This is a genomic window from Flavobacterium sp. 22659, assembly GCF_052044235.1.
In the GTDB taxonomy this organism is placed as follows: domain Bacteria; phylum Bacteroidota; class Bacteroidia; order Flavobacteriales; family Flavobacteriaceae; genus Flavobacterium; species Flavobacterium johnsoniae.
This window is the reverse complement of the sequence record NZ_JBQEMU010000031.1, coordinates 31885-52117: the sequence shown is the minus strand read 5'-3', so window position 1 is coordinate 52117 and position 20233 is coordinate 31885. Positions and strand designations below refer to the sequence as shown.

The window sequence follows — 20233 nt, the reverse complement described above, 5'->3', positions numbered from 1 at the left end:
CTCAAAGAAGACCGCTATACTAACTCAAACGTTTAAACTTTTTAAAGCTTATTTTGCATCTTTTAAAAGTGCAATTGCATCTGCTGCATTTGATAATTCAGCATATTTTAATGCAGTATATCCTTTTTCGTTTTTATCAGATGGACGAGCTCCAGCTGCTAATAAAACTTTTATAATTTCTACTTTATTGTAACGAGCTGCTGTCATTAAAGGAGACATATCGTCTGCTTTTTCATTTACATTAGCACCGTACTCGATAAATTTCTTTACTGTGTCGATATCTCCTTTAGCTACTGCAACTACAAGAGGTGTTCCTTCATATACAGCAGATACTGTAATTTCATTTTTAGCAACTGATGTGCTGTTTGAAGCCATAGAAACATTTGCAAATGCTACTAAAGCAAGACCTAAAGAAATAACTGATTTTTTCATAATGATTGGGTTGTTAAATTGATTGATAATTATTTGATTGATAATGAATTTTAAATTCTATACAAATGTAAATTAAAAAGCAGTATATTGTATAACAAAGTACCTTGTTTTAACTAATTCTTAACTTTTAATTAATGAATTCGAAATATTACTCTTCTAAAATTTAAATTCACTATAAAAGACGCAACAAATGTAGAAATGTTACACCAAAACGAATATTTTTTTAAAATTTGTGATCAAGAAAGTATCAAAAATGAAAGAGAAAACTATACTCTTTTAACTATACAACAACAGCATGTATAAAAAAGGCAGAAATTTTTCATTAAAAGAAAAAAAATAAACCGTTTTTTATGGATTTGTGATGAAAATTATCAATGTAAGTAAAAAACACAAAAAGAAAGAAAATACCTATTTTACATCGAAATAGTAATCACTCATTTAATCATTTTAACATGTATTCTTTAAGCTATTTTGCGGTGTTTTTTAATGAAAATTTAGTTCCATATACATTTATCAAATCGTTTTCGAATAAAGTATACGGATCATTATAAAATTGAAGAAAATCAGGAACACTAATCTGCCCCGGAAAAGGTGCATAATAATGCGTTAAACTTACTGCATCATTTCGCCAGACTAAGACATAACAAAGCTTAATATTTTCTTTCTTTATAGATTGAAGTAAAACTTCTGTCCACCAGTTTTTATTTGTTATTGATTCTAAGCCGGTTTCTGTAAAAGCTGCTAATTTGTTCTTTTTAATTGCAATGTCAGAAATGATTTTGAGCTTTTTTATTCCGTTTTCTAAGTCATATTTCCCGTCACGTCCAAAATCTCCATAATTATCTATCCCAAACATATCAACATAATCATCGCCAGGATAGCGTTCTAAATATTCTGACTCAGAATTAAATCGATTATCTGGTGAAAATGCGTAAATAAAATTATGAACTTTTAAAGTATCTCTCAGGTATGATACAGTAAATTGCCAGACTTCTATAAAATCCTCACGCGATGTATATTTTTTTCCCCACCAGAACCAATCACCATCAAATTCATGAAAAGGTCTAAAAATCATTGGAACCAATTTACCATCTTTTGCTTTAGCAGAATTTGCAAAGTCAGCGATTGTTTTTAAAATTTCTTTGTATTGCTCATGATGCGAACCTCCTTTTTTTATTAAAGACATGGATGGGGCTGAAATAGAATCTTTCCAGTAAAATCCACCACCCGAAGCAGGATTATTGAAATGCCAGGAAACCGTTGTGATACCGCCTCGCTCGTAAGTATCAATTACATTTTTTCTTAAAGTTTCTTTTGCTTTTTTAATTTCTTCTCTTGACCGTCCCGAAAAATCGCTGAAATCTATTCCTACAACTGCAGGATGTGAACCTGTAACCAATTTAACATCCGATTTATTAGGTTCGTTTGACCAGCCGTGTCCGTATTCTAAAGCGTGTTGATGCCCAAATAAGATATGCTCTTTTGAAATACTTTTTAGATTGCGATATAAGTTTTTTGTTTCTCTTGTTGCGCTTTTATCAATTTGTGCAAAAAGAAAATGCCCTGTTATCATAAATAGAGATAACAAGGCATTTGTTTTATTTAAGTTAGTTTTCATGGTTTAAATAGTTAGTTTAAACCCGAAAATTACTATTTAGAAGTAAGGTATTGTAATACGTTTTTTTCAATACGTTGATCAATATTGTCAATATCAGCTTTTACGAATTTTTCTCCTAAGATATTTTCATACAATTCAATATATCTTTCAGAAACAGATTCGATATATTCATCTGACATATCCGGAATCTGCTGTCCTTCCTGCCCCTGAAAACCGTTTTCGATCAGCCAGCGGCGAACAAACTCTTTTGAAAGCTGTTTTTGCTCCTCTCCTTTTTCTTGTCTTTCAGCATATCCATCAGCATAAAAATAACGAGAAGAATCCGGAGTATGAATTTCATCAATTAAAACAATAACACCGTCTTTTGTTTTTCCAAATTCGTATTTAGTATCAACTAAAATTAACCCGCGGGAAGCAGCAATTTCAGTTCCTCTTTGAAATAAAGCACGTGTATATTTTTCTAAAACTAAATAATCTTCTTCAGAAACAATTCCTTTAGACAAAATAGCTTCACGAGATATATCTTCATCATGCGAACCATTATCTGCTTTTGTAGTCGGCGTAATGATTGGTTCTGGAAATTTATCGTTTTCTTTTAAACCTTCGGCCATTGTTACACCGCAAATTTGTTTTCTTCCTGCAGCATATTCACGTGCTGCATGTCCTGAAAGATAACCTCGAATAACCATTTCTACTTTAAAAGGTTCGCATAAATGCCCAACAGCAACGTTTGGATCTGGAGTTGCAATTAACCAGTTTGGAACAATATCCTGAGTTAACTCCATAAATTTTGTTGCAATCTGGTTCAAAATTTGTCCTTTGTACGGAATTCCTTTTGGTAAAACCACATCAAACGCCGAAAGTCTGTCTGTTGCTACCATTACTAAAAGTTCGTCGTTAATATTGTAAACTTCTCTAACTTTTCCTCGGTAAACTGATTTCTGATTCGGGAAATTAAAATTTGTGGTTGTGATTGTATTACTCATTATCTTGTTGTGTTGTTTTTTATGAATGCAAATTTAAAATTATTTCACAGAGTTACATCATCAAAAGAAAGAGATAAAGTAAGAAATGTAAAATATTTCAATTTTAAAGTTTTTGAAATAAAAAATCCCTAAACAATTGTCAGGGATTAATGTTCTAATTGAGATTAAAATCAGCTTGCTGCTAATTCTTTATCTAATATTTTTGAAGCAATATATCTTGCTACGCCGTCTTCGGCATTTGTTTTAATAATTTCTAAATCTGGCAGTGTTTCTTTTAAAACAGCCGGAGCGTTGCCCATAATTAAACCTTTTCCAGATGCTGACAACATTTGAACATCGTTAAAACCATCTCCAAATGAAACGGCTTGTTCTAAAGTGTAACCTTCTTTTTCCAGTACTTGTTCAATTGCAACGGCTTTATCTATAGATTTATCCATAAATTCCAAACAAGTCGGCAGACTGAAAGCATGATGCAGATGTTCTGATGAATTAGCGAGAACGGCATCTTTTAATTTTACTAATTTCTCATGATCGTCACATGAAAAGAAAATTTTAATGGCTCCAAAATCTTCCAGTTTTTTATAGTCAACTAATTCCGGACGGTATTTTAATTCAGCCTGAAAAGAATTAAGTCTTTCATTCCATTTATTGGTCTGCCAAACATTTTCTTTAAATAAAACTACCGTAATTGCCGGATCAATTTCAACATTTAATGCTGCTTTTACTACATCGCTGTCTAAATTAAAAGCAAATAATTCTTCTTTATTTGGCGAATGGATTCTCGCTCCGTTTGAACTTACTAAATATACCGGCACTTCCAGCGTTTCAATAATAGCCATAGCATCAAGATGATGACGGCCTGTTGCAACAACTATAAGGTAATTTTGGTTGTGAAGTTCCTGAAAAATTGATTTGGTGTAATCTGAAATTTTGTGTTGAGGGTTAAGTAAAGTTCCGTCAAGGTCACTCACTACAACTTTTATATTTTTAAGTTTTGTCATATTAATATCAAAGATTTATGATGTGCAAATTTACGGCTTTAAGCTCAGTTGAGCAAAGATTACAAGCCTCGATAGGCATAATTGAGATAAGTTTATTATTTATTTAACTATTTGGTTAAGCATTGCGTAATACACAATTTAAACTTTTATTATTCCAGATTTGTACAGATTTACTGCTTTTTGAATTACTAATTCAATTTGTTCCAAAGGAAGATCTTCCTTAACATCCAGCATCATAATTTTCATTCTGGAACGTTTTTCCTGAATTAGAAAAGATTCTTTGAAATGTTTTCCTTCGACAATACCAATATACGGCTGACCACTTTTTTTGTGAATCCATAAATAGCAGAACATTTTCTCTTTATAACAAAAAAATGGCATTCCGTATTTTAAAACGTGTGTAATATCTTTGTCTTGTTTTAAGATAATATTACGCAAAGCCAGAAATACCTCTTTTATTGGTTCTTCCTGTTTAATGTAAAAATCATCCAGCTGTTTCATTTTCCTGAATTTTATTTAAAAAAATATTCGTTTTACTCATTCTAAAAAAATGAATAAAACGAATATTAATAAATGTTAAAACACATTTTACGATTTACATTTAACATTTCACTAAAAATTGAATTTAGTCGTGATTTTCTATCTGTTTGTAAGCGTCAATTACTTTTTTCACTAATCTGTGGCGCACGATATCTTTATCATCAAGATAGATAATTCCGATGCCTTCTATATCTTTCAGAACCAAAAGAGCTTCTTTTAGACCAGAAATTGTTCTACGCGGTAAATCGACTTGTCCGGGATCACCTGTAATCATAAACTTGGCATTTTTTCCCATACGCGTCAGGAACATTTTCATCTGCGAATGTGTAGTGTTCTGCGCTTCGTCAAGAATTACAAAAGCATTGTCAAGTGTACGCCCGCGCATAAAAGCCAGAGGTGCAATCTGAATAATTCCTTTCAGGATATAATCTTCGAGCTTTTCATTAGGGATCATATCACGCAATGCGTCGTAAAGCGGCTGCATATAAGGATCAAGTTTTTCTTTCATATCTCCCGGTAAAAATCCCAGGTTCTCACCTGCTTCTACAGCCGGCCTTGTTAATATGATTCTTTTTACTTCTTTGTCCTTCAGCATTTTTACTGCCATTGCAACTCCCGTGTACGTTTTTCCTGTTCCGGCTGGTCCAACCGCAAAAACCATATCGTTTTTTTTAATTGTATCTACCAGCAGCTGTTGGTTAGGCGTCATAGCTTTTACTATTTTACCGCCTACACCGTGAACTAATATTTTGTCATGATCGTATGCTTTTTTTTCATCCTGACCATCACTCATTATTACACGTTCAATTACATTATCATCAATGTTGTTGTATCTGGTAAAATGAAGCATAAGCCTCTGAAATCTCTTTTCGAATTCATCTAAAACTTCTTTTTCGCCAAAGGCTTTTAAAGTTGTCCCTCGCGCTACGATTTTAAGCTTTGGGTAGTACTTTTTTATTATTTCAAGATGAGAATCCTGCGCGCCCCAAAAGTCTTTTGGAGCGATGTCTACTAGCTCAATAATTCTTTCGTTCAAATGAGTAATTTTAAATTAAAAATAAATTTGTTTTTTAAATCTATTGCTGTCGGGTTCTTTAAGTCGCAGTTATCGCCAATTTGCAGTTTTTATTATTATCAAAAAAGTACTTAAAATTTTCTTTAAAATCAACTTTTTATTAAAAGACTGAAAACTGAAACTGCTAACTGTGACTACTATATACGTTTACTATAATTTTATCGCAATTTGTCTTTTCTTTCTTTCAATTTGCATTTACTATTACTAGCTTTGCATTTCTCAAATTTAATAAAAATTCGAGTTAAATACTATCAATAGTTATAAACAAAATGATGTCAATAATTACCCTTACTACTGATTACGGCTTAAAAGACCACTTTGTTGGTTCGCTGAAGGGTAAAATCATTTCTGAACTTCCAGATGCAAGAATTATTGATATTTCACACGACATTGATCCATTCAACACTGCCGAAGCCAGTTACGTAATTGGAGCATCTTATTTGAGCTTCCCAAAAGGTACTGTTCACTTAATAGGTGTTGATATCGAACGCAATAAAGAGAACCAGCATATTGCCATGCAGTGGAACGATCATTTCTTTATTTGTGCCGATAACGGAATCTTAAGTATGCTTACGCAGAAGATTGTACCGCAAAAGATTGTTGAAATTAATATTCATGATCGTTTCCCGGCTGAATTCAGCGATTTGGATATTTTTATTCAAGTGGCCTGTCATATTGCAAAAGGCGGTTTGCTGAATGTTATTGGCAAAGAAATCCCAACTGTTAAAGAAGTAACCGAATTACAAGCTGTTGTTGCTGCCGATGGAAATTCACTAAAAGGTTACGTTATTTATATTGATCATTTTGGAAACGTAGTTACGAATATATCAAAACAACAGTTTTTAGAAGTAGCAAAAGGGCGTCCGTATGAAATTGTAATGAAGCCAAAAAGCATTAAAACGATTCTGCCTAATTATTCGGCAATTGCAACTTCAGACAAATATCCTATCAAAACCTATGAAGGCGAAAAACTGGCCATATTTAATGAAGCCGGATTCCTTGAAATTGCCATTTTTAGAAGCAATCCTTCAAAAGTTGGTTCTGCAAATAGTCTGCTTGGCTTGAATTATCGCGATGTAATTACGATTAAGTTTTCATAAAAAATAGATTTCAGATTTAATAGCTCGCAGATTTTGCTGATTGAACAGATTTATACTGATAACATTCATATTTTGTCAATCGCGAGAATTTCTACAAAGATTTGTCTTTGCGAGGAACGAAGCAATCTCATTAACTTAAGCAATTAGAGATCTTTTATTAGTGCGGCTGCTTCGTTCGTCGCAATAACAATATTACCGAAAAACTATATTTATAATATTTTATTTTTTCTTAAAAAGAACAATCAATTTTGGTATTTTTGCGCACCAGAAATGCTTTTAGACTTCAACAAATCTAAAGCAGCAATTTAAAATCTAAAATTGAACACATGTTTGTTAGAATAGTAAAAATGAGTTTTCATGAAGAAAAAATTCCTGATTTTTTGGAAAATTTTGAATCTGTGAAAGATAAAATACGAAATGCAGACGGAAATCGTTTTTTAGAATTGTATCAGGATAAAAATGACAAATGTATTTTCTTTACCTATAGTTATTGGGAAACTGAAGCTGATTTAGAAAATTACAGACAATCTGAACTGTTTAATACAGTTTGGGATTTTACAAAAAAGTTATTCAATGCAAAACCAGAAGCCTGGAGCGTAGATAAATTAGTTAGTTTAAATTAAAACAATATTTAACCGCAAAGAACGCAAGTTTTTTTTAAAGCTTTGCAAAAACGCAAAGTTCGCAAAGCTTTGAGCAGAAACTTTGCGAACTTTGCGTCATCCTTTGCGTTCTTTGCGGTTAAAAAAAAAACACAAAGCACAACGTGAGGCTTGAAACAAAAAACAAATACACGATTAAACAAATAAACGAATAAACGTTATACATGAAATCAATCATTTTAAGAGAAATAAAATCTTTTTTTGGCTCTCCTATCGGCTACTTGGTCATTGCGATTTTTTTAATCAGCAACGGGCTGTTTTTATGGGTATTTGAGGGTGATTACAATATATTGAATACAGGTTATGCAGATTTGACTCCGTTTTTCACTTTAACACCTTGGATTTTAATTTTCCTGATTCCGGCCGTTACAATGAGAAGTTTCTCTGATGAAAGAAAACAAGGAACACTGGAATTGCTTTTAACCAAACCATTATCTATCTGGCAGATTGTAAACGGAAAATTTCTAGGATCATTTTTCCTTATCATTTTAGCCATAATTCCAACCTTTATTTACGTAAAAGTAATTTCTAGTTTAGGTTCTCCGGAAGGAAATATCGATATGGGAAGCACAATTGGTTCTTATTTCGGATTGCTGTTTTTAATTGCTTCTTATTCTGCAATTGGAATCTTTACTTCTACTCTATCAGAAAATCAAATCGTTGCCTTTATTATTGCCGTATTTTTATGCTTTTTGTTTTATTTTGGTTTCGAAGGACTGGCTTCATTAGTTCCGGGACAATCGAATATCATTTCGGCATTTGGAATGCAGGATCATTTTAAAAGTATGAGCCGAGGCGTTATTGATACCCGCGATGTAATTTACTTTTTAAGTATCAGCGTTTTGTTTTTATCTTTTACCGTTTATCAATTAAAATCTTTTAAAGCGTAATGAAAGCATCTAATAAATTAAATCTTAAAACATTAGGCATTACAATTTTTATTTTAATTGTTTTAAATGTACTCGGAAGCTTATTTTTTCATCGTTTCGATTTGACCAAAGACAAACGATATACTTTATCTGAAACTTCTTTAAAAATTGTAAAACAGGTTAAAAATCCGTTGTCAATTAAAATTTATATGCAGGGAGAACTTCCTGCAGACTTTAGACGTTTACAGCAGGAAACCAAACAATTATTAGAAGAATTTCAGGCTTACAACAATAATATTGTTTTTGAATTCGTAAACCCAATGGAAAACGAAGACGAAAGCATGGAAATGGTAAAATCACTTTACCAAAAAGGGCTTACTCCTGTAAATATAACAGTTGACGATAAAGGAAAACAATCGCAGGCAATGGTTTTTCCGTGGGCAATTGCGGTTTATAACAACAAAGAAGTTAATATTCCTTTGTTAAAAAACATTATGGGAGCTTCTACTACTCAAAAAGTAATAGGATCTATTCAGCATTTAGAATATTCAATCGCTGATGCGATTAATAAAATTACGAAAGACAGACAAAAGAAAGTTGCCATCATAAAAGGAAATGGTGAATTGTCTGAAATTCATATTGGTAAATTATTAAGACAAATCAAAGAGAGTTATTACATTGGCCCTTTTACGCTGGATTCTGTTGCTAAAGATCCAAACGGAACTTTAGATGCCCTTAAAAAATATGATCTAGCAATTATTTCTAAGCCAACAGAAACTTTCTCTGACGAAGAAAAACAAGTTCTGGACCAATTTATCATGAACGGCGGAAAAACATTATGGCTGATCGATCAGGTTGCTGCAGATATGGACAGCTTATATAATGATGCCGGAGCAACTCTTGCTTATCCAAGAGATTTGAATTTAAATGATATGTTCTTCAAATACGGTTTCAGAATTAATCCTGATTTGGTTAAAGACGAAAACGGAAGTCCAATAAAACTGGCAACCGGAGAACAAGGAAGCGCAACACAATATCAGGATTTTATATGGAAATTTGCACCTCAGGTTTATCCAACAAGCCAGCATCCTATCGTAAAAAATCTGGGCGGCATTAAATTCGATTTTGCAAGTCCAATTGATACTTTGAAAAACGGAATTAAAAAGACGGTTTTATTACAATCGTCTCAATATTCAAAACAAATTGGAACACCTTCAGAAATTAATCTGAACATGGTAACCGAAGAAACGTCTCCTAAGGATTATCTGAATAAAGGAAATCTGGTTCTTTCCGTTTTATTAGAAGGAAGTTTTAATTCGGTTTTTGAAAATCGTGTACTGCCTTTTAAAGAAAGTTCGTTTCTGCCAAAAGGAAAACCAACTAAGATGATTGTCGTTGCCGATGGAGATATAGCCAGAAACCAATTAGACAAAAACATGATGCCTGTTGAGCTTGGTTACGATCAAAGAACAGGGAATCTTTATGATAATAAAGATTTTATGATGAACTGTGTAAATTATCTTCTTGACGATACAGGACTTATTAACATTAGAAGCAAAGATGTCGAACTGCCGTTATTGGATAAAGAAAAAGTTTACGAAAATTACACCACAACGCAATTCATAACTATCGGGCTTCCAATCCTTATTTTATTGGTTTTCGGATTGGTATTTACCTTTATCAGAAAAAGAAAGTACAGTAAATAGATGTTAATAAAAAAATTGCGAAACTAAGAATGTTTACGATATATTTGTAAAACCTTACTTAGTTACAGAAAAACTGAGAAAAAGAGCAAAAAATAAAACAAAAGACGATGAAATTTATAGTATCGAGTTCGTACTTATTAAAACAATTACAAGTATTAGGAAGCGTTATTAACAGTAATAATACACTTCCTATTTTAGATAACTTTTTATTTGAACTAGACAATAATGAGTTGACAGTTTCGGCTTCAGACCTTGAAACTACAATGTCTGCTACATTATCAATCGATTCTACAAGTAAAGGAAGTGTTGCTGTACCGGCAAAACTTTTACTTGAAATTTTAAAGACATTTCCAGAGCAGCCTTTAACTTTTACAGTTGAAGACAATAATACAGTTGAAATCAGCTCTAATTCAGGAAAATATGCATTAGCGTATGCTGCCGGAGAAGAATTTCCTAAGTCTGTAAATCTGGAAGACCCATCTGTAACTTTAGTTCCTGCTGATGTATTGGCAACTGCGGTAAGTAAAACCATTTTTGCTGCCGGAAACGATGATTTACGTCCTGTTATGTCTGGGGTTTTCTTCCAGTTTTCTCCAGAAGGTTTAACTTTTGTTGCTACAGATGCTCATAAATTAGTAAAATATGCACGTGCAGATGTAAAAGCATCTCAGGTTGCTGATTTTATTATGCCAAAGAAACCTTTAAATATCTTAAAAAGTATTTTAGGAAGTTCTGATGCTGAAGTAAAAATTGAATACAACGATTCAAATGCGACTTTCTCATTTGACAATTATATCTTAATGTGTCGTTTAATCGATGGAAAATACCCTAATTATGAAGCGGTAATTCCAAAAGAAAATCCAAACAAATTATTAATCGATCGTTCTTTATTTTTAAGTTCTGTTCGTCGTGTTGCGATTTTCTCAAACAAAACTACACACCAAATTCGTTTAAAAATTGCAGGAGCTGAATTAAATGTTTCTGCTGAAGATATCGATTACTCAAACAAAGCAGAGGAAAGACTAACTTGTGATTATCAAGGTGATGATCTTCAAATTGGTTTTAACTCTCGTTTCTTAATCGAAATGCTGACAAACCTTCAATCTGATGTGATTATGTTAGAGATGTCATTACCTAACAGAGCCGGGATTTTAACGCCTGCTGATGGTTTAGAAGAAGGTGAAACAGTAACAATGTTGGTAATGCCCGTAATGTTAAATAGTTAACATTAAAGTTTCTTTATGTTACAGGGATTTTTTTTAATTTGAAATTAAAGACATATCATTGTAAAAAAAAATATCGCTATTAACCAACCATTTTTTATACCTAGAAACCGCAATTCTTTTTTGAGAGTTGCGGTTTTTTAGTTTTAGTCATTGCGAGGAACCAAGCAATCTCAACTGCAGAGTTTACACTGCATAAACTTTGTGTCTTTTTTTTACCGCAAAGCACGCAAGTTTTTTTACTATGCAGGATTTATAAATAATGTAAAGTTCGCAAAGCTTTGTATAAAACTTTGTGAACTTTGCGTAAACCTTGCGCTCTTTGCGGTTAAATTTGACAACAAACCTGAAACTTCAAACCTGAAACAAGTTACCAGTCTTTTTTAATCCTTCTTCTTTTTAAATCCTAAATAATAATTCATTCCAAAACCTAAAGTTCTACTGTCGTATCTTGTTTGTGTTCTGTCTGCTTCAGTTAAAGCTTTTCCCATATTTACTCCTGTATAATATAGATTGACCGCCAATGAATCATAATTGTTATCTGAAAGAATAATGTCTACTCCAATTCCTATTCCTATAGATTGCTGCCATTCGGTTACAATTTTCTTTTCAGTTTTTGACAGAGACGGATTATTCTGGTTGATTAAAGTATAATTTTCCTGAGCTTCAATTCTTGATATATTATAAATTGGCAGAATTTGAAGAAGCGCATCTCCTGCACTATACTCACCACAGGAAAGACATATTTTAGGTGTAAAACCAAAATTTAAAGCACCTGCACTCAATTGTGATGTGCTTATAATATTTCCCGCTGCATCTGGTTTATTATAATCTTCAAGACTACCGTAATAATAAGTTGTCGTAAATTCAGGTTTCAAAAATTTAAAAGCTCTGACTTCAATCCCTAATCCGCCCTGAAAATAAGTATTCCCTTTAAATTCAGTATTTCGATAAAGTGATAAATCAATTAAACCTCTTATTTGGGCATTTAAACCGGCTGATAACAAAATCAATAAAAAACAGAGTAAGTTTTTCTTCATAAAATAATTAAGTAACTGGTTATTTTTTACACTAAAATACTTTCTTTTTATATACAAAAATGAATTTCGTTTACTATTATTTACAGCCAACAAAATCTTAAACTTCAGGCCTTAAATAAATTTTTCTGTATTTTTGTAAAATGAAAATAGAAATTTGGTCGGACATCATGTGTCCGTTTTGTTATATCGGAAAAAGGCAATTGGAAACGGCCTTAGAACAGTTTCCAGATAACGACTTTGAAATTGACTGGAAAAGTTTTCAGCTTGATCCAACTATTACGCCTGAGCCGGGAAAAGACGTTTATACGTATTTAGCGGAACGAAAAGGAATGACAGTCGAGCAATCTAAAGAAATGCACAAAGGTGTCGCAGAACGCGCTAAAAGCGTTGGTTTAGAGTATAACTTTGACAAAGCAGTTATTTCAAATTCTTTAGAAGCACATAGAATTATCCAATTGGCTAAAACTAAAAATTTAGGCGACGAAATCGAAGAAATTTTCTTTAAAGCTTATTTTACAGAAGGAAGGGCTTTAAACGACGGCCCGACTTTAATTGAATTAGCTGAAAAAGCCGGATTAGATAAAAATGATGTTTTAGAAGTATTAAAAAGCGATAATTTGTATCTAAAAGAAGTTGAACACGATATTGAAGAAGCACAGCAAATTGGCGTGCAGGGTGTTCCTTTCTTTGTTTTTGACCGAAAATATGCTGTTTCTGGTGCTCAGCCGGTTGAAGCTTTTGTACAAACAATAAAAGAAGGTTTAAAATAAGATTTCAATTATAAAAAAACGGATGAGCAATTTACTCATCCGTTTTTTTATAGTTTAATCGCAAAGAAAACTTACCGCTCCCAATAAAGCTGCAATTTCATTATCAGTAGAAATTGAAACTGCTGTTTCTAAATTAAATTCTTTTATTTTTTTATTGAATAATGGAAGGAATAATTCGCTTGCGTTGGCTATTTTACCGCCAATAATGATATGATCTGCTGCAAAATTCTTTATCCACGGAATAACAACTTCTGCTAAATCTTCTCCCATTTTTTCAAAAGCTTTTATAGCCATTTGATCTCCTTGCAAGGCTAAATTATAAAGTTCCAGAGCATTGTTGAGATCAATATTCGTTAAAGATTTATAATCAGCTAAAAGACCTCGTGCTGAAACATAATCTTCTGCAATACCTTTTTTGTAAGGCAGATTATAAATTTCACCGTCGGCAGGAACAGAACTGCCTGAGTTAATCGAAACACCTTTATCAATAAAACAAGCACCAAGTCCGGTTCCTAGAGTAACTGCCATAACTTTTTTAGAAAGGTTTTCCTGTTGTTTAAAAACTTCACCTTTTCCAAAACAAACGGCATCATTTTCAAAAAGAACAGGGAAATTTTCAGGAAAGTTTAGACTTTTTAGAAGCAGTTCCCGCACATTCAATCCGTAAAAATGTTCATATTTAGATTGATCTTTAATCCAGCAGATTCCTTTTTCGTAATCAAAAGGCCCAGGCATACAAACCGCTATTCCAGTTATATTTTCAACTTTTGAGTTTTCAATTGCAGTATCAATCACTCTTTTCCAAATATCCATTACCTGATTTACAGGCAAATTAGAATCGAATGATTCTTTATAAATTGAAGCATCAACAATTTTCATTTCTGTTTTATTGATAACTCCAGCTGTAATATGTGTTCCGCCTATATCTAGCCCAATGGCGTATGATGTATTCATTTTTCCTTATTTTGCTTAGTACTAGATATTTTTGTCTTTTAAAATTTGAGGATAATGAATGCTTGTATGTACAATCATTTCTCCAAAAAGTGTATTGGCCCACGCAAACCATTTACGGGTAAATTTATTCACGTCGTCTTTATGGAATGATTCGTGCATAAATCCTGTATCTGCATTGGTTTTAATTAAATTACTGATACAAGCTTTTATTTCTTTCTCGTCTACGCTTGTAATGGCTCTCAAAACAATACTCATAGGCCAGATTGTATCGACCCCGGTATGCGGACCGCCAATACCTTCTCCTGCTTTTCCTTTGTAGAAAAACGGATTGTTTTCTGAAAGCACCACTTTTCGTGTATTTAAGTATAAAGGATCATTTGGAGCAATTGCGCCTAAATAAGGTAATGATAATAGAGACGGTACATTAGCATCATCCATCATGTGGAAACTGCCATATCCGTTTACTTCAAAAGCAATAATTTTCCCGAATTTTGGATGATTGATAATTCCGTGTTCATTAAGCCCTTTTTGAACTTCATCTCTTAATTTTGTGGCTTTTGCAACTAGATCATTGTCTTTTAAAGCCGGTAACGAGAAAATTTCGATTAAATAACCTAGTATTTCAATCGCAAACATATTACTCGGGATCAAATAACCAAACAAAGTAGAATCGTCGCTTGGTCTGAAAGTCGAAACAATTAATCCGCAAGGTTTTACAGGATAACCGTAACCGCCTAACGGAACTCCATCTGTTGCCCAAGCCGTCTGACGCTGAAAACTATACGGTCCGCCTTTGCCGTCCATTCGCTGCTGCTCTTTAAAAGTCTGAAGAATTAAAAGCATGGCTTCTTTCCATTTGGCATCAAATAAACTGATATCTCCTGTTTCCTTCCAATATCCGTGTGCTAATCGAACGGGATAACACAAACTGTCAATTTCCCATTTTCTTTCATGAATTCCGGGCTGCATTTTAGTAAGGTCATTTTTCCATTCGCTTTCCTTCGTAAAATCTTTATAAAAAGCATTCGCATACGGATCTAGCAGAATACATTTCACCTGACGATTGATTACTCCTTTTACCAGTTCTGCCAGTTTTGGATCTTCTTTTACAAACGGAATATACGGCCATATCTGCGCTGTACTGTCTCTAAGCCACATGGCATCAATATCTCCCGTAATCACATACGTGTCTGGTTTTCCGTCAATAATTTCAAAATCGACTGTTGTGTCTAGTGTATTTGGAAAACAATTTTCAAATATCCATGCTAATTCTGGATTGGCGATTTGTTTTTTAACACGTACGATTGCAGCTTCAATTGCCTTACTTGTAAATTTTCTTTCGGCAACAGGTGGTCTTTTAGAAACAAAATCTTTTAGCGGAAACTGAAAAGTATCTGAATTAAATCCAAAAGCTTCTGTTTGAATTGCTAATAAACCTGCTGAAAAAATGCCTGCGTTTTTTATAAATTTTCTACGTGACTGCATATATATTTTTATTTTGAAGTTGAATAAGAATATGGAAACGATTCTTTTGTTGTGCCTCTTTTTAAATTAGGAGAACTTGTCATATCAAAATTTAATTCTCCTCCTTTTAATACATCAAAATGATTGATATAATTTTTAGAATAAAGAGTATTATCCCATTTTAATTCGTTTACATATCTGCTGGTTTCTGAATTATCAGGTGCGCTAATAATAAGCTGTTTTCCGTTTTCTAACTGCAAAGTTGTTTTCTTAAACAAAGGCGCTCCCAAAACATATTCTTCTGTTCCCGGGCAAACCGGATAAAATCCCATTGCTGAAAATATATACCAGGCAGAAGTCTGCCCGTTATCTTCATCTCCGCAATAACCGTCTGGAGTTGGTTTATATAAACGATTCATTACTTCTCTTGACCAATATTGTGTTTTCCAAGGTTCGCCTGCATAATTGTATAAATAAATCATGTGCTGAATTGGCTGGTTTCCGTGAGCGTATTGTCCCATATTCATAATCTGCATTTCGCGGATTTCATGAATTACAGAGCCATAATAACTATCATCAAAAACCGGAGGAGTTGTAAAAACAGCATCTAATTTTGCTGTGAAATTTTTCTCTCCGCCCATTAAATCAATCAAACCCTGAATATCATGAAAAACACTCCAGCTGTAATGCCAGCTGTTTCCCTCGGTAAAAGCATCTCCCCATTTAAACGGATTAAAATTAGGCGGAAAACTGCCGTCTTTATTACGTCCACTCATTAATCCGATAGAAGGATTGTAAAGGTTTTTATAATTCATCATTCGCTTTTCAAGCAGATTGATTTCTTTTTTGGGACGATCTAAGGCTTTGGCTAATTTCCAAATCGTAAAATCATCATAAGCATATTCCAGTGTTCTCGCTGCATTTTCGTTGATCTTCACATCATACGGAACATATCCTAAAGAGTTGTAATACTGAACACCTTTTCTGCCTACAGCATCCATTGGCCCTTCATTATTGGCTCCGTGAAGTAAAGCTTCGTACAAAGTATTGATATCATAACCGCGTAATCCTTTCATATAAGCATCAGAAACTACAGAGGCAGAATTATTTCCTACCATTACATTTCTAAAACCCGGACTTGACCATTCTGGCAGAAATCCGCCTTCTTTGTAATCGTTTATTAATCCTTCCTGCATTTCTTTATTGATAGAAGGATAAACCAGATTTAACAAAGGATATAAGGCACGGAAAGTATCCCAAAATCCGGTTCCTGCATACATATAACCCGGCAGAACTTTTCCGTTATACGGACTGTAATGTACTATATCGCCGTCTTTATTGATTTCATATTGTTTTTGAGGAAAACAAACTGTGCGGTACAAACAAGAATAAAAGGTTTTTAACTGCTCTTCATTTGTATCTTCTACTGTAATTTTTCCTAAAACTTTGTTCCATTCATTTTTAGACTGAGCCACAGTTTCTTCGAATGAAGCAGTTCCCAATTCATTTTTTAAATTTAATTCTGCTTGTTCAAAACTGATAAAAGACGATGCAATTTTTACATTTACTTTTTCTCCTTTTTTAGTTTTAAAACTTACCACAGCACCAGCATGACTGGCTGTGAGTTCTAATTTACCTTTTTCTAAAGTTTTATCATTAAAGGTTGAATTTACCGCAAACGGCTTATCAAAATAAAGTACAAAATAGTTTTTGAAATTATCCGGAACACCGCCGCTGTTACGAGTTGTATAACCAATAATTTTATTTTCAGAAGGTATAATTTTTATGTAAGATCCTTTATTAAAAGCATCCACTACAATTGACGAATGTTCATTTTCAGGAAATGTAATTTGAAAATGCGCAGCTCTTTCTGTTGTTGTAATTTCGGTTGTAACATCATAATCTGCGAGATAAACGCTGTAATAATAGGGTTTTGAAACTTCTGCTTTATGACTAAACCAGCTCGCACGTTCGTCTTCAGCAAAAACCAATTTACCCGTAACCGGCATAATCGAAAACTGACCGTAATCGTTCATCCACGGTGAAGGCTGATGTGTCTGCTTAAATCCTCTGATTTTTTCTGCTGTATAAGTATACGCCCATCCGTCGCCCATTTTTCCGGTTTGCGGCGTCCAGAAATTCATTCCCCACGGCCTGCAGATTGCGGGATATGTATTTCCGTTTGAAAGATTATGCAAAGATTGTGTTCCCATTAACGGGTTTACATATTCTACTGGTTCTTTAACTTGTGCATTTACAGAAATGCAATAGTATATTAATCCAAAAAAAATTAAACTCTTTATTTTCATAGTTTTTACTTTTTTATGCTATACGCTTTAAGCTTTAAAACTGAACTTTAATTTTATACCTATGAGGTTTTAAAAACCTTGCAGGAAACTGAATGGTCTTAGTTCTTAAATCTAAAATCTACACTCTAAAATCTAAAATCAATTAGGTCTATCCACTTTCTTAACTCCAAATGTCGTTGACGGTTTGCTTCCCATATACAATTTCAGCTCTCCGCCTTTTACAATCATTTCTTGCGTGATATATGATTTTGTGTAAGGCTTTCCGTTATATTCTGCTTTTTGAATGTACATATTTGAAGCGCTGTTATTAACCGCATTTATCGTAAATGAAATATCTTTTTTATGATGAATTACAGCAGTATTTACCAGCGGACTTCCCAAAACATAAATGCCGTTTGCCGGATTAACCGAATAGAATCCCATAGAAGATAAAATATACCAAGCCGACATTTGCCCTAAATCTTCATTACCACACAATCCGTCTGGTTTTGTTGAGTAGAATTTCTCGTCGATTTCTCGAATTAATTTTGCTGTTTTCCACGGTTGTCCTGCATAAGCATATAAATACGGAATATGATGATTTGGCTCGTTTCCGTGAGCGTACTGCCCTATTAAACCGCTGATATCTGGTGAAACGTCTTCACCTTCTACTTTATCAGTCAGCAGGAAAAGTGAATCCAGTTTGGCGATAAATTTATCTTCGCTTCCAAATAAATCGATTAAACCATACGGATCCTGCGGCACCAGCCAGGTGTACTGCCACGCATTTCCTTCAACATAATCGTCTTTACGATGCGCTGATGAAAGCGGATTAAATGGCGTTCTCCAATTTCCATTTGTTAATTTACCACGCATAAAAGTGGTTTCCTTATCAAAATACAGTTTGTATAAATTGGCTCTTTTCGTGAAATAATTATAATCGTCTGTTTTGTTTAAAGATTTAGCCATCAAAGCAATACAGTAATCATCGATTGCATATTCTAAAGCATTTCCAACAGATTCTAATAGTTTATCAGCAGGAATATATTCGAGTTTTTGAACGTAATCCATTCCCTCACGCGTCTGCATTGCCGTTTTTTTAATAGCTTCGTAAGCTAAGCTGACATCATAATCACGATATCCTTTTAAGTAAGCATCGACAATAACGGCTATAGAATGATTTCCGTTCATGGTATTGGTTTCGTTGCCCATTAAATGCCAAACCGGTAATCTGCCTTGCTGCTGATAAATCGCTAAAAACGATTTTACAATATGATTGATTTTTTCAGGCTGCGTAATCGTGTACAATGGATGCAGTCCGCGGTAAGTATCCCAAAGCGAAAAAGTAGTGTAATTGGTAAAATTGGCTTTTTCGTAGACTTTTTTATCTGTTCCAAGATAATCTCCGTTCGCATCATTAAAAATAGAAGGTGCAAACATGGTGTGATACAATGAAGTATAGAAAACTTTCATTGTTTTATCGTCTGCTTTTATCTGAACTTTATTAAGCTCTTTGTTCCATTTTGAATCTGCTAATTTTACGACAGCTTCAAAATCCCAATTCGGAATTTCTGCTTTTATATTGGCAGATGCATTTTCGGCACTTACTGGAGAAATTCCCACTTTTACCAGAATCTGTTTGTTTTTTAAGGTTTTAAAATCTAAAACCGCTTTTATTTTTAAGCCTTCGCCCTCTGTTCCTTTTACCACCGCTGTGCTGTCATAAACCTTTATGTTTGTAATGGGCTCAGAGAATTCCATTGCAAAATAAATACGCTGATCTGCTGCCCAACCTGCCGAATAACGGTAACCTTCTATTTTGGTTTCACTTATTTTTTTAATGAACGTTTTTACGGGTCTGTCCCAGCCAATTCCGTCGGCTAGATCAATTAAAATATGCGAATCGTTTGTGTTTTCAAAAGTATATTTATGAAAACCGACTCTTTCGCTGGCTGTTAATTCGGCTTTGATTTTATATTTATCCAATAAAACACTATAATATCCTGGTTTTACGACTTCGTTTTTATGAGAGAAATACGAACCGTAACCGTTTACCATATCTTCTTTTGTTCCTTTGGTTAAACCGACTTTTCCGCTGACAGGAAGCACCAAAATATCATTTAAATCTCCAATTCCGGTTCCGCTTAAATGCGTGTGTGTGAAGCCCAAAATTGTATTACTGGCATAATTATACCCGCTGCACCAATCCCAGCCTTCAAAAATATTTACAGGTCCAAGCTGTACGGCTCCAAAAGGAACATTTGCTCCCACAAATACGTGGCCATGTCCAGCCGAACCAATAAGCGGATCGACATATTTCGTATAATTTACATCTGCTTGTTTTGCCTTTTTTTGCTGTGAAACTGCTGGATTGACAAAAAGTAAACTTAAAGCCAGGAAACCACTAAATACTATTTTCATATATTTTTATTTTTGATTGCGCATTGTTTAGCCCGCTGATGAAACGGATTAAACTGATTGACGCTGACGTTTTTTAATTTCTAC

17 protein-coding genes are annotated in these 20233 nt (G+C 33.6%); 6 read left to right on the top strand and 11 right to left on the bottom strand.

All coding sequences use genetic code 11. The features are described 5' to 3' along the window. Nucleotides 1-48: 48 nt before the first annotated feature. The 6 genes from ACTJIW_RS22710 to ACTJIW_RS22685 all read right to left on the bottom strand — a co-directional run bounded on the left by ACTJIW_RS22710 (nucleotide 49) and on the right by ACTJIW_RS22685 (nucleotide 5613). A complete protein-coding gene (locus ACTJIW_RS22710; RefSeq protein ID WP_440716412.1) occupies nucleotides 49-432 on the bottom strand; it encodes an ankyrin repeat domain-containing protein in 384 nt (127 codons plus the stop codon). A 466-nt stretch (nucleotides 433-898) separates the two neighbouring features. Continuing rightward, entirely contained in the window at nucleotides 899-2050 is a 1152-nt protein-coding gene (locus tag ACTJIW_RS22705) for a glycoside hydrolase family 26 protein (protein ID WP_440716411.1), read from the bottom strand. Nucleotides 2051-2082: 32 nt separating this feature from the next. Then, the gene (locus tag ACTJIW_RS22700) at nucleotides 2083-3036 is read right to left on the bottom strand and encodes a phosphoribosylaminoimidazolesuccinocarboxamide synthase (protein WP_073411773.1); all 954 of its coding nucleotides are present in this window, start codon (nucleotides 3034-3036) and stop codon (nucleotides 2083-2085) included. A gap of 170 nt (nucleotides 3037-3206) precedes the next feature. After that, the gene (locus ACTJIW_RS22695; protein WP_440716410.1) at nucleotides 3207-4037 is read right to left on the bottom strand and encodes a Cof-type HAD-IIB family hydrolase; all 831 of its coding nucleotides are present in this window, start codon (nucleotides 4035-4037) and stop codon (nucleotides 3207-3209) included. A gap of 138 nt (nucleotides 4038-4175) precedes the next feature. Continuing rightward, nucleotides 4176-4538, bottom strand: a complete 363-nt coding sequence (locus ACTJIW_RS22690; RefSeq protein ID WP_440716409.1) for a DUF1801 domain-containing protein — start codon at nucleotides 4536-4538, stop codon at nucleotides 4176-4178. Between the two features lie 124 nt (nucleotides 4539-4662). Further along, a complete protein-coding gene (locus tag ACTJIW_RS22685; protein WP_012024786.1) occupies nucleotides 4663-5613 on the bottom strand; it encodes a PhoH family protein in 951 nt (316 codons plus the stop codon). 311 nt (nucleotides 5614-5924) lie between these two features. Between ACTJIW_RS22685 and ACTJIW_RS22680 the strand changes: the two genes are divergently transcribed. From ACTJIW_RS22680 to dnaN, 5 genes are all read left to right on the top strand, one after another. Next, the gene (locus ACTJIW_RS22680; protein ID WP_073411778.1) at nucleotides 5925-6752 is read left to right on the top strand and encodes an SAM hydrolase/SAM-dependent halogenase family protein; all 828 of its coding nucleotides are present in this window, start codon (nucleotides 5925-5927) and stop codon (nucleotides 6750-6752) included. 326 nt (nucleotides 6753-7078) lie between these two features. Next, entirely contained in the window at nucleotides 7079-7375 is a 297-nt protein-coding gene (locus ACTJIW_RS22675; RefSeq protein ID WP_121362868.1) for an antibiotic biosynthesis monooxygenase family protein, read from the top strand. Between the two features lie 203 nt (nucleotides 7376-7578). Beyond that, the gene (gene gldF / locus ACTJIW_RS22670) at nucleotides 7579-8304 is read left to right on the top strand and encodes a gliding motility-associated ABC transporter permease subunit GldF (RefSeq protein ID WP_121361145.1); all 726 of its coding nucleotides are present in this window, start codon (nucleotides 7579-7581) and stop codon (nucleotides 8302-8304) included. Next, entirely contained in the window at nucleotides 8304-9989 is a 1686-nt protein-coding gene (gene gldG, locus ACTJIW_RS22665) for a gliding motility-associated ABC transporter substrate-binding protein GldG (protein ID WP_440716408.1), read from the top strand. Before gldF ends, gldG begins: the two co-directional genes overlap by 1 nt. A 107-nt stretch (nucleotides 9990-10096) precedes the next feature. Then, on the top strand, nucleotides 10097-11215 hold the full coding sequence (gene dnaN / locus ACTJIW_RS22660; protein WP_012024781.1) for a DNA polymerase III subunit beta: 1119 nt from the start codon (nucleotides 10097-10099) through the stop codon (nucleotides 11213-11215). Between the two features lie 380 nt (nucleotides 11216-11595). On the opposite strand, the gene ACTJIW_RS22655 is transcribed toward dnaN, so the two are convergent. Beyond that, nucleotides 11596-12252, bottom strand: a complete 657-nt coding sequence (locus tag ACTJIW_RS22655) for a hypothetical protein (protein ID WP_149207172.1) — start codon at nucleotides 12250-12252, stop codon at nucleotides 11596-11598. A 140-nt stretch (nucleotides 12253-12392) separates the two neighbouring features. Between ACTJIW_RS22655 and ACTJIW_RS22650 the strand changes: the two genes are divergently transcribed. Further along, the gene (locus ACTJIW_RS22650; protein ID WP_440716407.1) at nucleotides 12393-13022 is read left to right on the top strand and encodes a DsbA family oxidoreductase; all 630 of its coding nucleotides are present in this window, start codon (nucleotides 12393-12395) and stop codon (nucleotides 13020-13022) included. Between the two features lie 54 nt (nucleotides 13023-13076). On the opposite strand, the gene ACTJIW_RS22645 is transcribed toward ACTJIW_RS22650, so the two are convergent. From ACTJIW_RS22645 to ACTJIW_RS22630, 4 genes are all read right to left on the bottom strand, one after another. Beyond that, nucleotides 13077-13976, bottom strand: a complete 900-nt coding sequence (locus ACTJIW_RS22645) for an ROK family protein (RefSeq protein WP_440716406.1) — start codon at nucleotides 13974-13976, stop codon at nucleotides 13077-13079. 21 nt (nucleotides 13977-13997) lie between these two features. Then, the gene (locus ACTJIW_RS22640) at nucleotides 13998-15461 is read right to left on the bottom strand and encodes a glycoside hydrolase family 125 protein (RefSeq protein ID WP_440716405.1); all 1464 of its coding nucleotides are present in this window, start codon (nucleotides 15459-15461) and stop codon (nucleotides 13998-14000) included. 8 nt (nucleotides 15462-15469) lie between these two features. Then, the gene (locus ACTJIW_RS22635; protein WP_440716404.1) at nucleotides 15470-17749 is read right to left on the bottom strand and encodes a GH92 family glycosyl hydrolase; all 2280 of its coding nucleotides are present in this window, start codon (nucleotides 17747-17749) and stop codon (nucleotides 15470-15472) included. Between the two features lie 138 nt (nucleotides 17750-17887). Then, the gene (locus ACTJIW_RS22630; protein ID WP_440716403.1) at nucleotides 17888-20149 is read right to left on the bottom strand and encodes a GH92 family glycosyl hydrolase; all 2262 of its coding nucleotides are present in this window, start codon (nucleotides 20147-20149) and stop codon (nucleotides 17888-17890) included. Between the last annotated feature and the right edge of the window lie 84 nt (nucleotides 20150-20233).